General features: G+C 55.1%; 17 protein-coding genes. 14 read left to right on the top strand and 3 right to left on the bottom strand.

Features of this window, described 5'->3' with window-relative positions; translation table 11 throughout:
• The first annotated feature begins 91 nt into the window (after positions 1-91).
• The 3 genes from malM (at position 92) to ubiA (ending at position 2,600) form a co-directional block, all read left to right on the top strand.
• Complete coding sequence (malM, locus tag AB4K05_RS22600; RefSeq protein ID WP_368481947.1) at positions 92-1,030, top strand: maltose operon protein MalM; 939 nt, start codon at positions 92-94, stop codon at positions 1,028-1,030.
• Positions 1,031-1,217: 187 nt separating this feature from the next.
• On the top strand, positions 1,218-1,715 hold the full coding sequence (ubiC, locus tag AB4K05_RS22605; RefSeq protein WP_368481948.1) for a chorismate lyase: 498 nt from the start codon (positions 1,218-1,220) through the stop codon (positions 1,713-1,715).
• A gap of 12 nt (positions 1,716-1,727) precedes the next feature.
• Positions 1,728-2,600, top strand: a complete 873-nt coding sequence (gene ubiA, locus AB4K05_RS22610; RefSeq protein WP_368481949.1) for a 4-hydroxybenzoate octaprenyltransferase — start codon at positions 1,728-1,730, stop codon at positions 2,598-2,600.
• Positions 2,601-2,743: 143 nt separating this feature from the next.
• Here ubiA and plsB read toward each other — a convergent pair whose 3' ends face one another.
• Complete coding sequence (plsB, locus tag AB4K05_RS22615) at positions 2,744-5,173, bottom strand: glycerol-3-phosphate 1-O-acyltransferase PlsB (RefSeq protein ID WP_368481950.1); 2,430 nt, start codon at positions 5,171-5,173, stop codon at positions 2,744-2,746.
• Positions 5,174-5,368: 195 nt separating this feature from the next.
• Between plsB and AB4K05_RS22620 the strand changes: the two genes are divergently transcribed.
• From AB4K05_RS22620 to AB4K05_RS22635, 4 genes are all read left to right on the top strand, one after another.
• Positions 5,369-5,737, top strand: coding sequence for a diacylglycerol kinase (locus AB4K05_RS22620; protein WP_368481951.1), 369 nt, complete (start codon positions 5,369-5,371; stop codon positions 5,735-5,737).
• 99 nt (positions 5,738-5,836) lie between these two features.
• Positions 5,837-6,445: a transcriptional repressor LexA gene (gene lexA, locus AB4K05_RS22625; RefSeq protein ID WP_061283367.1), complete on the top strand. Its 609-nt coding sequence runs from the start codon at positions 5,837-5,839 to the stop codon at positions 6,443-6,445.
• A gap of 69 nt (positions 6,446-6,514) precedes the next feature.
• Positions 6,515-7,834 (top strand): MATE family efflux transporter DinF, encoded by a 1,320-nt coding sequence (gene dinF, locus AB4K05_RS22630; protein WP_368481952.1) that lies wholly within the window; start codon positions 6,515-6,517, stop codon positions 7,832-7,834.
• A 136-nt stretch (positions 7,835-7,970) separates the two neighbouring features.
• Positions 7,971-8,180, top strand: coding sequence for a CsbD family protein (locus AB4K05_RS22635; protein WP_368482010.1), 210 nt, complete (start codon positions 7,971-7,973; stop codon positions 8,178-8,180).
• A 43-nt stretch (positions 8,181-8,223) separates the two neighbouring features.
• Here AB4K05_RS22635 and zur read toward each other — a convergent pair whose 3' ends face one another.
• Positions 8,224-8,739 (bottom strand): zinc uptake transcriptional repressor Zur, encoded by a 516-nt coding sequence (gene zur / locus AB4K05_RS22640; protein WP_368481953.1) that lies wholly within the window; start codon positions 8,737-8,739, stop codon positions 8,224-8,226.
• Positions 8,740-8,863: 124 nt separating this feature from the next.
• Here zur and AB4K05_RS22645 point away from each other — a divergent pair, with 124 nt between their 5' ends.
• The 4 genes from AB4K05_RS22645 (at position 8,864) to pspG (ending at position 12,318) form a co-directional block, all read left to right on the top strand.
• Complete coding sequence (locus tag AB4K05_RS22645; RefSeq protein ID WP_368481954.1) at positions 8,864-9,352, top strand: cupin domain-containing protein; 489 nt, start codon at positions 8,864-8,866, stop codon at positions 9,350-9,352.
• A gap of 172 nt (positions 9,353-9,524) precedes the next feature.
• Positions 9,525-10,772 carry a conjugal transfer protein TraF gene (locus tag AB4K05_RS22650; protein ID WP_368481955.1) on the top strand — a complete coding sequence of 416 codons (1,248 nt, stop codon included), beginning with the start codon at positions 9,525-9,527 and terminating at the stop codon, positions 10,770-10,772.
• Positions 10,773-10,935: 163 nt separating this feature from the next.
• Positions 10,936-11,934 carry a tRNA dihydrouridine(20/20a) synthase DusA gene (dusA, locus tag AB4K05_RS22655; protein WP_368481956.1) on the top strand — a complete coding sequence of 333 codons (999 nt, stop codon included), beginning with the start codon at positions 10,936-10,938 and terminating at the stop codon, positions 11,932-11,934.
• 144 nt (positions 11,935-12,078) lie between these two features.
• On the top strand, positions 12,079-12,318 hold the full coding sequence (pspG, locus tag AB4K05_RS22660; RefSeq protein ID WP_368481957.1) for an envelope stress response protein PspG: 240 nt from the start codon (positions 12,079-12,081) through the stop codon (positions 12,316-12,318).
• A 171-nt stretch (positions 12,319-12,489) separates the two neighbouring features.
• On the opposite strand, the gene AB4K05_RS22665 is transcribed toward pspG, so the two are convergent.
• Positions 12,490-13,473 carry a quinone oxidoreductase gene (locus AB4K05_RS22665; protein ID WP_368481958.1) on the bottom strand — a complete coding sequence of 328 codons (984 nt, stop codon included), beginning with the start codon at positions 13,471-13,473 and terminating at the stop codon, positions 12,490-12,492.
• 66 nt (positions 13,474-13,539) lie between these two features.
• Between AB4K05_RS22665 and dnaB the strand changes: the two genes are divergently transcribed.
• From dnaB to tyrB, 3 genes are all read left to right on the top strand, one after another.
• Positions 13,540-14,955 (top strand): replicative DNA helicase, encoded by a 1,416-nt coding sequence (gene dnaB, locus AB4K05_RS22670; RefSeq protein WP_368481959.1) that lies wholly within the window; start codon positions 13,540-13,542, stop codon positions 14,953-14,955.
• A gap of 38 nt (positions 14,956-14,993) precedes the next feature.
• A complete protein-coding gene (gene alr / locus AB4K05_RS22675) occupies positions 14,994-16,073 on the top strand; it encodes an alanine racemase (RefSeq protein ID WP_368481960.1) in 1,080 nt (359 codons plus the stop codon).
• Between the two features lie 185 nt (positions 16,074-16,258).
• Entirely contained in the window at positions 16,259-17,452 is a 1,194-nt protein-coding gene (tyrB, locus tag AB4K05_RS22680; protein WP_368481961.1) for an aromatic amino acid transaminase, read from the top strand.
• The last annotated feature ends 8 nt before the right edge of the window (positions 17,453-17,460 follow it).

Raw genomic sequence — 17,460 nt, forward strand, 5'->3', positions numbered from 1 at the left:
ACCGACGAGGGGCGCAAGCCCCTCTGTTCCTTGAGGTTTAGCGCGCTATTGCCTGGCTACCGCTGGATCTCTGCTTTCTGAGGTCATCATAATGAAAATGAAAAAAAGTCTCGTTGCCCTGTGCTTATCCGCTGGATTAATGGCAAGCGTCCCGGGCATCAGCCTCGCAGACGTTAACTATGTGCCGCAAAACACCAGCGCCGCGCCGACGATTCCAACCTCTGCTCTTCAGCAGTTGACCTGGACGCCGGTTGACCAATCTAAAGTCCAGTCTACCCAACTTTCTACCGGTGGTCAGAGCCTGAACGTACCGGGCATTACCGGCAACGTGGTGGCCTACAGCGTCCCGGCTAACATCGGTGAACTGACGCTAACACTGACCAGCGAAGTCAACAAACAAACCAACGTATTTGCGCCGAACGTGTTGATTCTCGATCAGAATATGACGCCTTCTGCCTACTTCCCAAGCAGCTACTTTACCTACCAGGCACCGGGTGTGATGAGCGCTGACCGTCTGGAAGGCGAAATGCGCCTGACGCCTGCGCTGGGCCAGCAAAAATTGTACGTGCTGGTCTTTACCACGGAAAAAGATCTCCAGCAGACCACCACGCTGCTGGATCCGGCCAAAGCCTATGCGAAAGGGATTGGCAACGCGATCCCAGATATTCCTGACCCGGTTGCGAAACACACCACCGACGGTTTGGTGAAGCTGAAGGTGAAAACCAATAGCAGCTCCAGCGTACTGGTTGGCCCGCTGTTCGGCTCCTCCGGCCCGGCACCGGTCACCGTTGGTAATACCGCCGCACCAGCCTACGCAGCGCCGGTTGCAGCAACGGCCGTCGCGGCAGCGCCTGCTGCAAAAGCTGAACCGATGTTGAACGATACGGAAAGCTACTTTAACAACGGGATCAAACAGGCCGTCGCCAAAGGCGATATCGATAAGGCCCTGAAATTGATGAATGAAGCCGAACGCTTAGGCTCCAAATCTGCTCGTTCCACCTTTATTGGCGCTGTAAAAGGCAAGGGGTAAGTTCTCCCCGCAGCGCCGATGTTTAGGCGAAGCCTTTCGGTGTGCCCGTGTGGGCACACCTTTTTTGTTGCGCGCGGCAAACTGTTGCACTGCTGTTGCGCCAATGATCGTATTTGACCATTCCTGCACCCCCTACAGTGACTTTCTGCGATACAATGGCTCAACGCTATGTATTGGAGAGACAGGCATGTCGCACCCTGCACTGACGCAGCTGCGTGCTTTGCACTATTTTGACGTCATTCCCCCGCTTGAACCGGCCCAGCGCGATTGGCTGATGCTGGAAGATTCGATGACCAAACGGTTTGAGCAGTATGGAAAACCCGTTAGCGTAACGCTATTAAACGAAGAATTTATTCGTCGCGATGGGCTGGTTGATGAGCAGCATTTGCTCGCCGATGAACCTCGCTATTGGCTGCGAGAAATATTATTGTGCGTCGGGGGAGAGCCGTGGCTTGCCGGGCGCACCGTCGTACCGGAGTCCACCTTATGTGGACCGGAGCTGGCATTACAGCAACTGGGACAAACGCCGTTAGGCCGGTATCTGTTTACGTCCTCCCAGTTGACCCGAGATTTTATTGAAATTGGCCGCCATGATGCGCTGTGGGGGCGTCGTTCACGGCTCCGTTTGAGTGGAAAACCACTGCTCCTGACCGAGCTGTTTTTGCCGGCGTCGCCGTTGTACTAAGAGGAAGAAAAAATGGAGAGGAGTCTGAGGCCGAACAAGCTGCTGGCTTATCATCAGTTGATGCGCACGGATAAACCCATCGGCGCGCTGTTACTGCTGTGGCCAACCCTGTGGGCACTTTGGGTCGCGGCACCGGGCGTGCCACCGCTGTGGATCCTCGCGGTGTTTGTCGCTGGCGTCTGGCTAATGCGCGCCGCTGGCTGCGTGGTGAATGACTACGCTGACCGCAAATTTGATGGCCATGTCAAACGCACGGCTAACCGTCCGCTACCAAGCGGCGCGGTGAGCGAGAAAGAGGCGCGCATCCTGTTTGCTGTACTGGTGCTGCTGTCGTTCCTGCTGGTTCTCACGCTCAATACTATGACCATCCTGCTGTCGGTCGCCGGTCTGGCGCTGGCTTGGGTATATCCGTTTATGAAGCGCTACACGCATCTGCCGCAGGTTGTGTTGGGGGCGGCATTTGGCTGGTCAATTCCGATGGCATTTGCCGCGGTGAGCGAATCCCTGCCGCTGAGCTGCTGGCTGATGCTGCTGGCGAATATTCTTTGGGCGGTGGCCTACGATACCCAATATGCGATGGTTGATCGCGATGATGACATCAAAATCGGTATCAAATCGACGGCGATTTTATTCGGCAAAAATGACCGCTTAATTATCGGTATTCTCCAAGCGTGTGTGCTGGCGCTGATGGTGGCTATTGGTTGGCTAAATGGTCTGCAGTGGGAATTTTACTGGTCAATCCTGATTGCCGGAGCGCTGTTTGTTTATCAGCAAAAGCTGATTCGCCACCGCGAGCGCGGCCCGTGTTTCCAAGCGTTCTTGAACAATAACTATGTCGGGCTGGTGCTGTTTATTGGGTTGGCGATGAGCTACTGGCAGTTTTGAAAACGACCTTGCCGGATGGCGGCGTAAAACGCCTTATCCGGCCTACGAAAGTTTGTAGGCCTGATAAGCGCTGCGCCATCAGGCGCGGCATTTGGCCACCACGCGATAAAAAAATCCCCGGCTAAGACCGGGGATTTTTGTTTTTACTGCGCCGCTTCTTCTTGCGTTACGCTCTCAATCGTCAAGCGCACGTCCGAGGTAATCAGGCTTGCCATCATCTGGTAGACCTTCATCGTCTCTTCCGGCTCGGCGTCGCCGCTGTCGCTGATATAGCCTTCATCGCGCAGCGTTAACACCAGCGATGAGAACACCGCCTTATCGAAGAACTCCGGCGAGTTGATACCGTGAAGAACGGACAGACGCTGCGCCATGGTACGGCTCTCTTTCTCCAGCGTACTGCGGTTCATCGACGGGTTGCCGCTCAACAGCCAGAAGGTGATCGCGTAGCGCTGCAGCGTTTCGCGCGCGCCTGCGGCCAGCAGTTGCAGGGTACGGGAATGCGAAGCATTGATGTGCAGCTTGCCGTCGTGTTCGGTAATCAATTCCTGACGCACCATTTCGGCAATCAGCGTACCGATAACCACCGGCAGTTCTTCGCGTTTCCAGCGTAAGAACAGCTCGGCCTTCAACATTGGGTACAGGGTGTCGATATAGCCCAGAACCTGCTCACGGCTGATTTCGCGATGTTGCGTCATAATCGACGCCAGCAGCGACGGCATGATCAGCATGTGCGCAATGTTGTTGCGATAGTAGGTCATCAGCACCGCCTGCTCGCGCGGCAGAATGATGATATCGCCGATGGTGTCTTTCTCGACTTCGAACTTGTTCATCTGCAGTGCGTGGTCGATAAGCTCACTGGCGGTGGCTTTCGGTGCGGTAGCATCTGCAGAGTACGGCGCGTTACGCATCAGGGCCAGATAGCAATCCAGCTGCTGCGTGAGCTGCTCACGGGTCAGAGAACGCTGACGCGAAGCCAGCAGCGCGGTACAGCACAGGTTCATGGCGTTAGCCGCACCGGCGTTGTTGATACGCACCATCAGCTCTGCCGCCATTTTGTTGACGGTTGGCGTCAGCCACGCTGGACGCACGGCTTCAATCGGGTCGATAGACTCGCGCCATTCCGGAACATGGTGGTTCAGGTAGGTCATCAGCGACATTGGTTCGCCGAAGTTGACGTAGCCTTGGCCGAGATTGCGCAGCTTGCTCAGACCTTTAAGCATCTGCGGCAGGCTTTCTTTCTCTTTCGTGGCACCGCGCAGTTCTTTCGCATAGGTGCCCACTTCCATCACGTGTTCGTAGCCAATATAAATCGGCACTAAGGTGATAGGACGGGAGCCGCCGCGCAGCATTGCCTGAATGGTCATCGACAGCGTGCCGGTTTTCGGATCCAGCAGGCGACCAGTACGGGAACGACCACCTTCCACGAAGTACTCCACGGAGTAACCGCGGCTGAACAGCTCGCCGAGGTATTCGCGGAACACGGTGGAATAAAGCTTGTTGCCTTTGAAAGTACGGCGAATAAAGAACGCACCTAGACGGCGGAAAATCGGACCTGCTGGCCAGAAGTTCAGGTTGATACCCGCGGCGATATGCGGCGGCACCAAACCTTGGTGATAGAGCACGTATGAGAGCAGCAGATAGTCCATGTGGCTGCGGTGGCAGGGCACATAAACAATCTCGTGGCCGTCGTGCGCCAGCTGGCGTACGCGCTCGGCGTTATTCACGTTAATCCCCTGATACAGACGGTTCCAGGTAAAGCTCAGGATACGGTCAGTCAGGCGGATCATCTCGTAGGAGAAGTTAGCCGCAATCTCTTCCATCAGCGCAATGGCGTTCTGCTGCGCTTTTTCGTGGGAGATTTTTTTGCTGCGCGCTTCATCTTCTACTGCTTTGGCGATAGCTTTTGATGCCAGCAGCTTTTTGAACAGATCGTGACGCGCAGGCAGACGTGGGCCTACCGCTGCCAGACGCTGACGGGCAAAGTGCATACGGGCAACGCGCGCCAGCTTCTGAGCGATAATTTTATCCGTACCGTGCTCGTCGGCCATGCGGCGCAGGGAGACGGACGGCGAGAAACGCACGAAGCTATCGCGACCGAGCCAAGAGACGGCGAAGAATTTCTGGAAGCCGTTCAGCATACGCAGCGGCGGGTTAATTTCGCCTTTCTCACGACCCGGAGAACGACCGAACATCACTGACACCGGCACCATTTGCACATCCAGATCTGGGTTGCTGCGGTGCAGGTCGAGGTAATCGTGGAACAGTTTGATCGACTCTTCTTTCGGCGTGTAATAGGTGAACACGCGCGGCCCGCCGTGGATGAACACGTAGCGCGGCAGCAAGGTGCCGTCGATTTCTAACGGTTCAAACGGATCGGGCAGGTCGTGCGCCAAACATTGGGCGCGGAGCGTCAGTAAGTCAGCCTTAGAGTTGTAAGGCAGGACGTACATAATTGGACGCGATGTATCAAGCCCCAATTCCTGAGCAGGTTCTGCGGGAATAGACTTGCTCTTTACCAGAACACTTAATGGTAAATTCAGTAATTTGTAGTAAATTCTTGGCCAGCCGGACATAAACGATGTAAAGCCTCTGGTTAATCATGCAAATGCGCGGCAAGAATATCAGAAAGTTGGCAGGATTTCTGTTCTACCGCTCCATAATAATACACTAAGTGATTCTCGTAGCGGCCACGCGGCGAACGCAGCGGCGACGGGAAGAACGATGTACATACGCATTGTCATTGACGCATAACGTAAAAGGTTCTTGAGATGGCCAATAATACCACTGGGATCACCCGAATTATCAAAGCAGCAGGTTATTCCTGGAAAGGATTTCGCGCGGCGTGGCAAAACGAAGCCGCGTTCCGCCAAGAAGGGGTTGCGTCCTTAGTGGCGATAATTATTGCCTGCTGGCTGGATGTGGATCCTATCACCCGCGTGTTGCTTATCGGCTCTGTCCTGTTGGTGATGATAGTGGAAATTCTTAATAGTGCGCTGGAAGCCGTCGTTGACCGTATTGGCTCGGAGTATCACGAGCTGTCCGGGCGCGCTAAAGATATGGGTTCTGCCGCGGTGCTGCTGGCGATTTTCGTCGCGGTTATCACCTGGGGCATCTTATTGTGGTCTCATTTCCACTAAAGCTGTGAAAACTGCCTGATTTCCTGCGTTTTATGGTTCCAAAATAGACACTAGCTGTATATACTCACAGCATAACTGTATATACACCCAGGGGGCGGAATGAAAGCGTTAACGACCAGGCAGCAAGAGGTGTTTGATCTCATCCGGGATCATATCAGCCAGACGGGCATGCCGCCGACGCGTGCGGAAATTGCTCAGCGCTTGGGGTTTCGTTCCCCGAATGCGGCTGAAGAACACCTGAAAGCGCTGGCGCGTAAAGGGGTTCTTGAGATTGTCTCCGGTGCCTCTCGCGGTATCCGCCTACTGGTGGAAGAAGAAGCGGGCTTGCCGCTGATTGGCCGCGTGGCGGCGGGCGAACCGCTGCTAGCACAACAGCACATTGAAGGCCATTATCAGGTCGACCCATCGCTGTTTAAACCAAGCGCCGACTTCCTGCTGCGCGTCAGCGGTATGTCGATGAAAGATATTGGTATTATGGACGGCGACCTGCTTGCTGTGCATAAAACCCAGGATGTGCGTAACGGCCAGGTTGTGGTGGCGCGCATTGACGAAGAAGTGACGGTAAAACGCCTGAAAAAACAGGGTAACGTCGTCGAACTGCTGCCAGAAAACAGCGAGTTTTCCCCTATCGTGGTCGATCTGCGCCAGCAGAACTTCTCCATCGAAGGGCTGGCCGTTGGCGTTATCCGCAACGGTGAGTGGTTGTAACCCTTCTCCGCTCTCAAATGGCTGTGATGCTTTCGGTATCGCAGCCTTTTTTCTTTCTGGTTCATGCACATGCCTCTACTGACCTCCGCCGATAAAGCCCTGTGGCGTCTTGCGCTACCCATGATTTTCTCCAATATCACCGTGCCTTTGCTGGGACTGGTGGATACTGCCGTGATTGGTCATCTCGATAGTCCAGTCTATTTGGGCGGCGTGGCGATTGGGGCCACGGCGACCAGCTTCCTGTTCATGCTGCTGCTGTTTTTACGCATGAGCACCACCGGCCTGACGGCGCAAGCGTTTGGTGCCAAAGACCCCCAGGCGCTGGCCCGAGCCTTAGTACAACCGCTTTTGCTGGCGCTGGGCGCGGGTCTGCTGATTATTCTGTTCAAAAACCCGCTGATTCATTTGGCGCTCTCCATCGTCGGCGGCAGCGGCGAGGTGCTGGAACAAGCGCAGCGTTTTCTCTCAATCCGCTGGCTCAGCGCCCCCGCCTCACTGGCAAACCTCGTGCTGCTCGGCTGGCTACTCGGCGTACAGTATGCTCGCGCACCGGTGGTATTGCTGGTGGTAGGGAATGTGCTGAATATTGTTCTCGACCTGTGGCTGGTTATGGGGCTGCATATGAACGTGCAGGGGGCGGCGCTGGCAACGGCGATTGCTGAATATGCAACGTTCTTGGTTGGGCTGGGAATGGTGCGCAAGGTACTGATCATGCGTGGCATTTCATGGGCGATGCTGAAAACGGCTTGGCTCGGTGACTTTCGACGGCTACTGGCGCTGAACCGCGACATTATGCTGCGTTCGCTGCTGCTTCAGCTGTGCTTTGGCGCGGTGACCGTCTTTGGTGCCCGACTCGGCAGCGACGTGGTGGCGGTGAATGCGGTGCTGATGACCATGCTGACCTTCACGGCCTATGCATTGGACGGATTCGCCTATGCAGTAGAGGCCCACTCTGGGCAAGCCTACGGCGCACGCGATGGCAGCAAACTGCTTGAGGTGTGGCAGGCGGCATGTCGCCAAGCGGGCGTTGTCGCGCTGGCCTTTGCGCTGGTTTATGCGCTATTGGGTGAGCATATTGTCGCGCTGCTGACTTCCATCCCTGAGCTGCGCCAGTTGGCTGACCGCTATGTGCTCTGGCAGGTCGTGCTGCCGGTGATTGGTGTGTGGTGTTACCTGTTGGACGGCATGTTTATCGGTGCGACGCGCGGCGCTGAAATGCGTAACAGCATGGCGGTCGCGGCGGCCGGTTTTGCGCTCACGCTGCTGGCGCTGCCGACGCTAGGCAACCACGGACTGTGGTTAGCGCTGGCCGTATTCCTCGCATTGCGTGGTATGTCGCTGGCGTTTATCTGGCGTCGTCACTGGCGCGAGGGGAGCTGGTTTTCTTAGCGTGATGGTTAAAGATTCTGAATAGTGAAACGAACCCAGAATGACCGACTACAATTAATCTCACGCTTAGCGAAAAAGATGTTCGTGTTGTAGAAAACCTTTCGCTATTCACTCACTGACTCCCGAGGATTTTATGATGAATAAAGACGAAGTCGGCGGTAACTGGAAACAGATCAAAGGTAAAGTGAAAGAGCAATGGGGCAAACTGACCGATGATGATATGACGGTGATCGAAGGGAAACGCGATCAGCTGGTCGGTAAAATTCAGGAGCGTTACGGCTACGCGAAAGATCAGGCGGAAAAAGAGGTCGATAGCTGGGACAAGCGTCACAACCACCGCTGGTAAACCCCTCGCGTACAAGGAAGTACGCTATCCCGCTTAGCGTTCGCTAGCGGGATTTCTTCTTAATCTGGATTGTATGATCGTGCTGGCAGCATTCATGCGTTTTGCAGGCCTCGACCTCAACGCAGCCTGAACACAGGCCGTGTGCTTCAATCACGTTGTGGCGCAGAGCGAAGCCCATTTTTGCCGCCAGCGCATGCATGATGTCTTCGACCCCTTCCGCACACTCTTCTTTTACCACGCCGCAGCGGTCGCAGATAAACATGGCGGAGGTGTGGGTTGGTTGATCGAACAGGTGACACAACACGTAGCTGTTGGCAGATTCGACCTTGTGGACAAAGCCCTGCTCAAGCAGAAACTCCAGCGCGCGGTATACCGTGGGCGGCTTAGCCTGCGGCTCTTTGACCCGCAGCAGATCGAGCAGATCGTAGGCACTGATCGCGCCTTCTTGCAGACTCATCAGGCGTAACACTTCCAGACGCTGCGGGGTCAGGCGTACGCCGCGTTGCGCACACAGCTTTTCAGCCTGCGCTAACAGTTCTTGCGTAGTGGTCTTATCCATCGGCATCCTCGGGTTACGGGTGAAACAAACGCATACTTTATCATGTTATGCCAGAAACGCCGAGTTTCCACCGGTGTGCTATAGGTGTGTTATATCAGGTGTACTTCACACTCAGGACGAAAAAATGAAAAGACCCGATTGCATTCGCCATTGGCACGACGTTGAAGGCCCCGATGATTCCAGCTATCCCGATAGCGATGAGCGTTTTTCGATTGGCGCGCCGCTGGCCCGTGCGTTAGGGCTTAGGCACCTGGGTATTCACCACGAACGCTTACCGCCGGGGCGGCGCACTTCCTATCCGCACGCGGAGAGCGATGAAGAAGAGTTTATTTACGTGCTGGAAGGGTATCCGCAGGCGTGGATCAATGGCTACCTGTGGAAACTTAAGCCTGGTGATAGCGTTGGTTTTCCGGCGGGAACCGGGGTTTGCCACACCTTTATCAACAATACGTCGGAAGAGGTCCGGCTGCTGGTGGTTGGGGAGGCAAATAAGCGAACTAACCGCATTTACTACCCGCTAAATGCCTCGTATGCCGTGACCCGTGAAGACCGCTGGGTGGATCACCCACCGCAGTTTTTCGGCCCACATGACGGAAAACCTGGGCGAAATTAGCCATCTTCTTCTATAAAGATTAGGGCGCTTACTAATAATGACAGCCTCGTAGAAAATTTCAGTTAAGGGAACAAGCCACTTTTTGTCCCGTTATTCACAGCAATAGTTCGTCTCCTTCCAGGCGATAACGGAGGGAGGGTTGTTTCATAACAGACAATAAGACGAGCAAACTGTGAAAAAAAACGAAAAATTTTCGCTGATGGGGATAGCTGTCTCTTTTTTAGTGGCAGGTCAGGCAGGGGCCGCAAACGGCTGGACGGAAGCCAGAAATGACGCCATGGGTGGTACCGGGGTGGCTTCCGCGAATTACGGCAGCGGCGTGTTGATAAACCCAGCGCTGCTGGCGAAAGCAAAGCCTGATGATGACATCACGGTGATTCTACCGACGATCGGCGCACAGATTTCCGACAAGGATGATCTGCGCAACAAGATAGACGATGTCAGCGATGACGTGAATAGCTACATCGGCACGTTGAACTCGATTAATATCTCCGATCTTTTCATCCCAGGTAGTCTAGGATACCGGCAGGTATCATCCGCGGCAGGTAATCTGGCGGATCAACTTTCATCGCTAAAAGGGAAGACCGCACAGGCGAAGGCCGGCGCGGGGATGGCGATTTCAATCCCGAACGATGTGTTAGCGGTAGCGTTTGTGGCTAAAGCGAACGCCCGTGCGCGGATTAGCTCGGATATCAAACAAAGTGATATCGATATGCTGCGTGGGATTCAGGCCACGCCATCCCAAGTTCTGGCTGTCAGCCCTGACGATTTGAAATCTAAAGGCTATGGCCGGGCGGCTATTGTCTCCGACTACGGTGTCGCCATCGCTCGCCAGTTCGACTTTGGCGGCGTGCCGGTGTCATTCGGCGTAACGCCTAAGCTGCAAAAAACGTGGCTCTACAACTACACCGCTTCGATCTACAACTTCAGCAGCGACGATATCAACAGCAGTCGTTATCGCAACGACGATACTGGTTTTAACGTTGATGCGGGGATGAGCGCCGATTTCGGCGATAACTGGACGGTTGGGCTGAGCGGGCAAAACTTATTCTCCCGTGATATCGACACCAAGGAAGTGGCGGGCATTCGTGACACTTACCAAATCCGCCCGCTGGTTACCGCAGGCGTTGCGTGGCACACCGATATGCTGACGCTGAGCGCCGATGGCGATCTGACTGAAACCAAAGGTTTTAAGAGCGAGGAGAGTTCACAGTACGTTGGCGTGGGCGCCGAAGTGCGTCCGCTGGACTGGCTGGCTGTACGCGCAGGTTACCGCGCGGATGTGAAGAACAACGACAGCAACGTCTTCACCGGCGGCGTAGGTTTTGCGCCGTTTAACCGTGTCCACCTCGACCTCATGGGGCTGTACGGCGAAGACCAAACTTGGGGCGCTGGCGCCCAGGTGAGTGTCACCTTCTAGCCACAGACCTTGTAGGCTGGATAAGGCGTTTACGCCACCATGCGGCAATGTGCCGCATGGTGGCGTATGGCGCTGCGCTTATCCGGCCTACGCTGCATTTTTTCCCTGCTTATGCTTTATGCTATAGTACCCGCCCATTTTTCCGGATGCTTAAATAATCGCCATGTTGTCAGAATCCTCGTCCGCTGCTTTTCCCGCTCACCGTTTTTCCATCGCGCCGATGCTCGACTGGACGGATAGACACTGCCGCTACTTCCTGCGCCTGCTGTCGCAGCACACGTTGCTGTATACCGAGATGGTGACCACCGGGGCAATCATTCACGGCAAGGGCGATTATTTGGCCTACAGCGACGAAGAGCATCCGATTGCTCTGCAGCTTGGCGGGAGCGATCCGGCGGCACTTGCGCAGTGTGCTGTGCTTGCGCAGGAGCGGGGTTATGATGAAATTAACCTCAACGTCGGCTGTCCATCTGACCGCGTACAGAACGGCATGTTCGGTGCCTGCTTGATGGGCAACGCCCAGTTAGTCGCCGATTGCATCAAAGCCATGCGCGATGTGGTCGATATTCCGGTCACGGTAAAAACCCGTATCGGTATCGACGACCAGGACAGCTACGAGTTCCTCTGTGACTTTATCGACACGGTATCCGGGCGCGGCGAGTGTGAGATGTTTATTATCCATGCGCGCAAAGCCTGGCTTTCAGGTCTAAGTCCGAAAGAGAACCGTGAGATCCCACCGCTGGATTATCCGCGCGTCTATCAGCTCAAGCGTGACTTCCCGCATCTGACGATGTCCATCAACGGCGGGATTAAATCGCTGGCAGAAGCGAAAACGCATCTGGAGCATATGGATGGGGTCATGGTGGGTCGTGAAGCCTATCAAAACCCGGGGATTCTGGCGTCGGTTGACAGGGAGATCTTCGGCGCGAGCGATGTGGACGCCGATCCAGTGGCCATTGTGCGGGCAATGTATCCGTACATTGAACGCGAACTGAGCAACGGCACCTACTTGGGCCACGTCACACGCCATATGCTAGGTTTGTTCCAAGGTATCCCGGGCGCGCGCCAGTGGCGTCGCTACCTGAGTGAAAATGCGCATAAAGCCGGTGCGGATATTAATGTGCTCGAACACGCGCTAAAGCTGGTTGCTGATAAACGCTAATTTTTTCGCTAAAACTTGGTCAAATTCACCACGCCTCGCACAACACTGCGGGGCGTTTTTGTTTATATTCAATGGGTTATTTTTGGCATGGTTTTTGTAATGTATTAGCCCAGAGAAATAAGTGTGAATCCTGGGAGAGCGACCATGCTGGAACTATTATTTGTGATTGGATTTTTTGTCATGCTACTGGTCACGGGCATTTCACTGCTCGGCATTATCGCCGCGCTGGTGGTGGCGACGGTGCTGATGTTTGTGGGTGGGTTGTTTGCGTTGATGATTAAACTCCTGCCGTGGCTACTGCTGGCCATCGTGGCGGTATGGATTGTGCGGGCGATAAAGTCACCGAAAAATCAGACCTACCGCGACAACTACCGTAGGTATTGAGGGCTTCGTCACAACCTCAAAAGTTTTGCATAAAACGCCGTAGGAACCGCGTAAAAAATCTGTCACTATTACTGGCGTTAACGAATTCATCGAGCTGTACCCTACATACAGCCGAACAAAAAAAGAAAGGGCTTCCTACGGGAAGCCCTAGTCTTTTGTGCCGCAGCAAGCCTACGGAATAAGCAGGCTCGAGCCCTGCGTTACTCGGCTTTCCAGAATTTCATGCGCGCGTCGTGCCTCTTTCAGCGGATACCTTTGATTCTCCGCGACATCCACTTTAATGATCCCACTGGCAATCAGCGAGAACAGCTCGTGGCTGGCTTCCTTTAGCTCGTCATAGGTGGTGATGTAGCCATTGAGAGAAGGGCGGGTCACGAACAGCGAGCCTTTTTGGTTCAGAATCCCCAGATTTACGCCGGTCACCGGGCCGGAAGCGTTGCCGAAGCTGACCATCAGGCCACGGCGCTGAATGCAGTCCAGCGATGCTTCCCAAGTATCTTTACCGACTGAATCGTAGACCACTGGCAGTTTTTTACCGCCGGTGATCGCTTTCACCCGCTCGGCGATATTCTCATCGCGATAGTTAATCACTTGCCAAGCCCCTGCCTGCAGCGCGCGCTGCGCTTTCTCCGCGCTGCCAACGGTACCGATAAGTTTTGCGCCCAGCGCCTTTGCCCACTGACAGGCAATTAATCCCACGCCGCCTGCGGCCGCGTGGAACAAAAATGGCTCGCCGGGTTTGATTTCATAGGTTTTGCGCAGCAGATAAAAGACCGTTAAACCTTTCAGGAAAGAAGCGGCTGCTTGCTCGTAAGAAATCGCCGCCGGAAGCAGGGCGACTTTATCAGCAGGGACGTTATGCACAGAGCTGTACGCACCAAGCCCCGACTGCGCGTACACCACGCGATCGCCCGTTTTGATATGCTTAACGTTGCTGCCTACCTGGCTGACCACGCCGGCAGCCTCTGTGCCCAGCCCGCTTGGCATCGTTGGCGGTGGGTAAAGGCCGCTGCGAATATAGGTGTCGATATAGTTAATGCCGATGGCTTTGTTTTCCACCTGCACTTCGTTTTCAGCAGGGGCGTTAGGGGTGAATTCGACGGCATTAAGCACTTCCGGGCCGCCATGCTTGCTAAATTCAATACGGGTTGCCATGCTTCCTCCAGAACGATTATGTGGTAATCTTTCGACCCACTCTTTATCTCGGTAATACCATTCACTATGGCAGCAAATAAACCCTTCAACAAACCGCAAACTGAAGCGCGTGAACGCGATTTTCAGGTTGCAGGTCTGAAAGTACCGCCGCACTCGATTGAAGCGGAACAATCGGTGTTGGGCGGTTTGATGCTGGATAACGAGCGCTGGGACGATGTCGCCGAGCGCGTGGTTTCCGACGATTTCTATACCCGTCCGCACCGCCACATCTTTACCGAGATGGGGCGTTTGCAGGAAGGCGGCAGCCCAATTGACCTCATCACGCTTGCGGAATCGCTAGAGCGACAGGGGCAACTGGATAGCGTCGGCGGCTTTGCCTATTTAGCAGAGCTGTCGAAAAATACGCCAAGTGCGGCGAACATTAGCGCTTATGCCGATATCGTCCGCGAACGTGCGGTCGTGCGTGAAATGATCGCCGTAGCCAACGAAATCGCCGAAGCGGGCTTTGACCCGCAGGGCCGAACCAGCGAAGATTTGCTCGACTTGGCAGAATCCCGCGTCTTTAAAATCGCCGAAAGCCGGGCGAACAAAGACGAAGGCCCGCGAAACATCACCGAAGTACTCGACGCCACCGTCGCACGTATCGAACAGCTGTTCCAGCAGCCGCATGATGGCGTCACCGGCGTTAACACCGGTTACGACGACCTCAACAAGAAAACCGCTGGCCTGCAGCCATCAGACTTGATTATCGTCGCCGCGCGTCCGTCGATGGGTAAAACGACATTTGCAATGAACATCGTCGAAAATGCGGCGATGTTACAAGACAAGCCGGTTCTTATCTTCAGTCTCGAAATGCCATCAGAACAGATTATGATGCGTACTTTGGCATCGCTGTCGCGCGTTGACCAGACTCGTATTCGTACCGGTCAGCTCGACGATGAAGACTGGGCGCGCATCTCCGGCACCATGGGCATTCTGCTGGAAAAACGTAACATCTATATTGATGATTCCTCCGGCCTGACGCCGACGGAAGTGCGCTCCCGTGCGCGCCGTATCGCTCGTGAACACGGCGGCATTGGCCTGATCATGATCGACTACCTCCAGCTGATGCGCGTACCGTCGCTCTCCGACAACCGTACGCTGGAAATCGCTGAAATTTCCCGCTCGCTCAAAGCGTTAGCCAAAGAATTGCACGTGCCGGTGGTGGCGCTGTCACAGCTTAACCGTTCCCTGGAACAGCGTGCGGACAAGCGTCCGGTCAACTCCGACCTGCGTGAATCCGGCTCCATCGAGCAGGATGCCGACTTAATCATGTTCATCTATCGTGATGAGGTTTATCACGAAAACAGTGACTTAAAAGGCATCGCCGAGATTATTATCGGTAAACAGCGTAACGGCCCGATCGGCACGGTTCGCCTGACCTTTAACGGTCAATGGTCGCGTTTTGATAATTACGCTGGCCCGCAGTACGACGACGAATAATAACGCTCAATAAAGCAAACACTTATCAAGGAACACAAATGCAAGCGGCAACTGTAGTCATTAACCGCCGCGCTCTGCGACACAACCTGCAACGTCTGCGTGAACTGGCACCTGCCAGCAAGCTGGTTGCGGTGGTGAAAGCGAACGCTTACGGACACGGCCTTCTTGAGACCGCGCGAACGCTCCCCGACGCTGACGCTTTTGGCGTTGCTCGTCTTGAAGAGGCCCTGCGTCTGCGCGAGGGCGGTATCACTCAGCCGATCCTGTTGCTGGAAGGCTTCTTCAACGCCACGGACCTGCCGACGATTTCTGCACAGCACCTGCAAACCGCCGTCCATAACGTCGAACAGCTTGAGGCGCTGGAAACCGCTACGCTGAACGAGCCGGTGACCGTGTGGATGAAGCTTGATACCGGCATGCACCGCTTGGGCGTTCGTCCGGAGGATGCCGAAGCGTTCTACCAGCGTTTGACCCAGTGTAAAAACGTACGTCAGCCGGTGAATATCGTCAGCCATTTTGCCCGTGCCGATGAGCCTGATTGCGGCGCGACGGAGCGCCAACTGGATATCTTCAATACGTTTACCGAAGGCAAACCAGGGCTGCGCTCCATCGCGGCTTCCGGCGGTATTTTGCTGTGGCCGCAGTCGCATTTCGACTGGGCGCGTCCAGGCATTATTCTCTACGGCGTATCACCTCTGGAGCAAAAGCCCTGGGGGCCGGATTTTGGTATGCAGCCGGTGATGTCGCTGACTTCCAGCCTGATTGCGGTGCGCAGTCACAAAGCCGGTGAAGCGGTAGGCTACGGTGGCACTTGGATAAGTGAACGCGATACCCGTCTGGGCGTGGTGGCGATGGGCTATGGCGATGGTTACCCTCGCGCGGCACCTTCCGGCACCCCGGTGCTGGTGAACGGTCGCGAAGTGCCGATTGTCGGCCGCGTGGCGATGGACATGATCTGCGTGGACTTAGGCCCAGAGGCTGAAGATAAGACCGGTGATACGGTGATTATGTGGGGTCAAGGACTGCCGGTTGAGCGCATTGCTGAAATAACGAAAGTGAGTGCTTACGAACTTATTACGCGTCTGACGTCGCGCGTCGCAATGAAGTATATCGATTAAGCGTGGCTGTGCCGGATGGCGCTTGCGCTTATCCGGCCTACATCGCGCATTGACTATAGGCCGGATAAGGCGTTTACGCCGCCATCCGGCAATGTTCACCGCAACCGCAACAACCTCTCGACCTTCCTCACCATCCGGTTTATTGTGTTATTACCTGCCTTTCTGTAAACCTGGAGAACCATCGCGTGTTTCAAAAAGTTGACGCCTATGCGGGCGACCCCATTCTTTCGTTAATGGAACGCTTCAAAGAAGATCCGCGCAGCGACAAAGTTAACCTCAGCATCGGCCTGTACTACAACGAAGACGGCATCATTCCTCAGCTGCAGGCGGTGGCACAAGCCGAAGCGCGCCTGAATGCGCAGCCTCACGGTGCCTCGTTGTATCTGCCGATGGAAGGGCTTAACAGCTATCGCCACACCGTCGCACCTTTGTTATTTGGCGCGGATAATCCGGTTCTTCAGCAGCAACGCGTGGCCACCATTCAAACTCTCGGCGGCTCAGGCGCATTGAAGGTTGGCGCAGATTTTCTCAAACGTTACTTCCCGGATTCCGGGGTGTGGGTCAGCGACCCCACTTGGGAAAATCACATTGCCATCTTTGAAGGTGCGGGCTTTACCGTTGGCACTTACCCGTGGTTCGACAGCGAAACGAACGGCGTGCGCGTTGATGCGCTGCTGGAAAAACTCAGTACGCTGCCAGCGCGCAGCATCGTACTGTTGCATCCGTGCTGCCACAACCCAACCGGTGCGGATCTGACTCCAGCGCAATGGGACGCGGTGGTTGAAGTGTTGAAAGCCCGCGATCTGATCCCATTCCTCGATATCGCTTATCAAGGCTTTGGTGCCGGCATGGATGAAGATGCCTATGCGATCCGCGCGATTGCTGAAGCGGGACTTCCGGCACTGGTTAGCAACTCTTTCTCCAAAATTTTCTCGCTGTACGGTGAACGCGTTGGCGGCCTGTCGATTATCTGTGAAGACAACGAAACCGCGCTACGCGTGCTGGGTCAGCTAAAAGCGACCGTCCGTCGTAACTACTCCAGCCCGCCGAATTTCGGTGCGCAGGTGGTTGCCGCAGTGCTGGGCGATGCGGAGCTGAAAGCCAACTGGCTGGCGGAAGTGGAAGGGATGCGTACGCGCATTCTGGAGATGCGTCAGGCGTTGGTGACGGTGCTTAAAGAAGAGATGCCGAACGGCAACTTCGATTACCTGCTCAAGCAGCGCGGAATGTTCAGTTATACCGGCCTGAGTGCACAGCAGGTCGATAGACTGCGCGATGAGTTCGGCGTGTACCTGATCGCCAGCGGCCGTATGTGCGTTGCTGGGCTTAACAGTCGTAACGTTCAACGAGTGGCGAAAGCCTTTGCTGCCGTGATGTAAGTGTGTGC

The organism is Kluyvera sp. STS39-E, from assembly GCF_040932435.1.
In the GTDB taxonomy this organism is placed as follows: domain Bacteria; phylum Pseudomonadota; class Gammaproteobacteria; order Enterobacterales; family Enterobacteriaceae; genus Kluyvera.

Excerpts from the sequence above, each read along its gene's own strand:
- malM (WP_368481947.1), top strand. The coding sequence starts at position 92 with ATGAAAATGAAAAAAAGTCTCGTTGCCCTGTGCTTATCCGCTGGATTA.
- ubiC (WP_368481948.1), top strand. The coding sequence starts at position 1,218 with ATGTCGCACCCTGCACTGACGCAGCTGCGTGCTTTGCACTATTTTGAC.
- ubiA (WP_368481949.1), top strand. The coding sequence starts at position 1,728 with ATGGAGAGGAGTCTGAGGCCGAACAAGCTGCTGGCTTATCATCAGTTG.
- plsB (WP_368481950.1), bottom strand. The coding sequence starts at position 5,173 with ATGTCCGGCTGGCCAAGAATTTACTACAAATTACTGAATTTACCATTA.
- AB4K05_RS22620 (WP_368481951.1), top strand. The coding sequence starts at position 5,369 with ATGGCCAATAATACCACTGGGATCACCCGAATTATCAAAGCAGCAGGT.
- lexA (WP_061283367.1), top strand. The coding sequence starts at position 5,837 with ATGAAAGCGTTAACGACCAGGCAGCAAGAGGTGTTTGATCTCATCCGG.
- dinF (WP_368481952.1), top strand. The coding sequence starts at position 6,515 with ATGCCTCTACTGACCTCCGCCGATAAAGCCCTGTGGCGTCTTGCGCTA.
- AB4K05_RS22635 (WP_368482010.1), top strand. The coding sequence starts at position 7,971 with ATGAATAAAGACGAAGTCGGCGGTAACTGGAAACAGATCAAAGGTAAA.
- zur (WP_368481953.1), bottom strand. The coding sequence starts at position 8,739 with ATGGATAAGACCACTACGCAAGAACTGTTAGCGCAGGCTGAAAAGCTG.
- AB4K05_RS22645 (WP_368481954.1), top strand. The coding sequence starts at position 8,864 with ATGAAAAGACCCGATTGCATTCGCCATTGGCACGACGTTGAAGGCCCC.
- dusA (WP_368481956.1), top strand. The coding sequence starts at position 10,936 with ATGTTGTCAGAATCCTCGTCCGCTGCTTTTCCCGCTCACCGTTTTTCC.
- pspG (WP_368481957.1), top strand. The coding sequence starts at position 12,079 with ATGCTGGAACTATTATTTGTGATTGGATTTTTTGTCATGCTACTGGTC.
- AB4K05_RS22665 (WP_368481958.1), bottom strand. The coding sequence starts at position 13,473 with ATGGCAACCCGTATTGAATTTAGCAAGCATGGCGGCCCGGAAGTGCTT.
- dnaB (WP_368481959.1), top strand. The coding sequence starts at position 13,540 with ATGGCAGCAAATAAACCCTTCAACAAACCGCAAACTGAAGCGCGTGAA.
- alr (WP_368481960.1), top strand. The coding sequence starts at position 14,994 with ATGCAAGCGGCAACTGTAGTCATTAACCGCCGCGCTCTGCGACACAAC.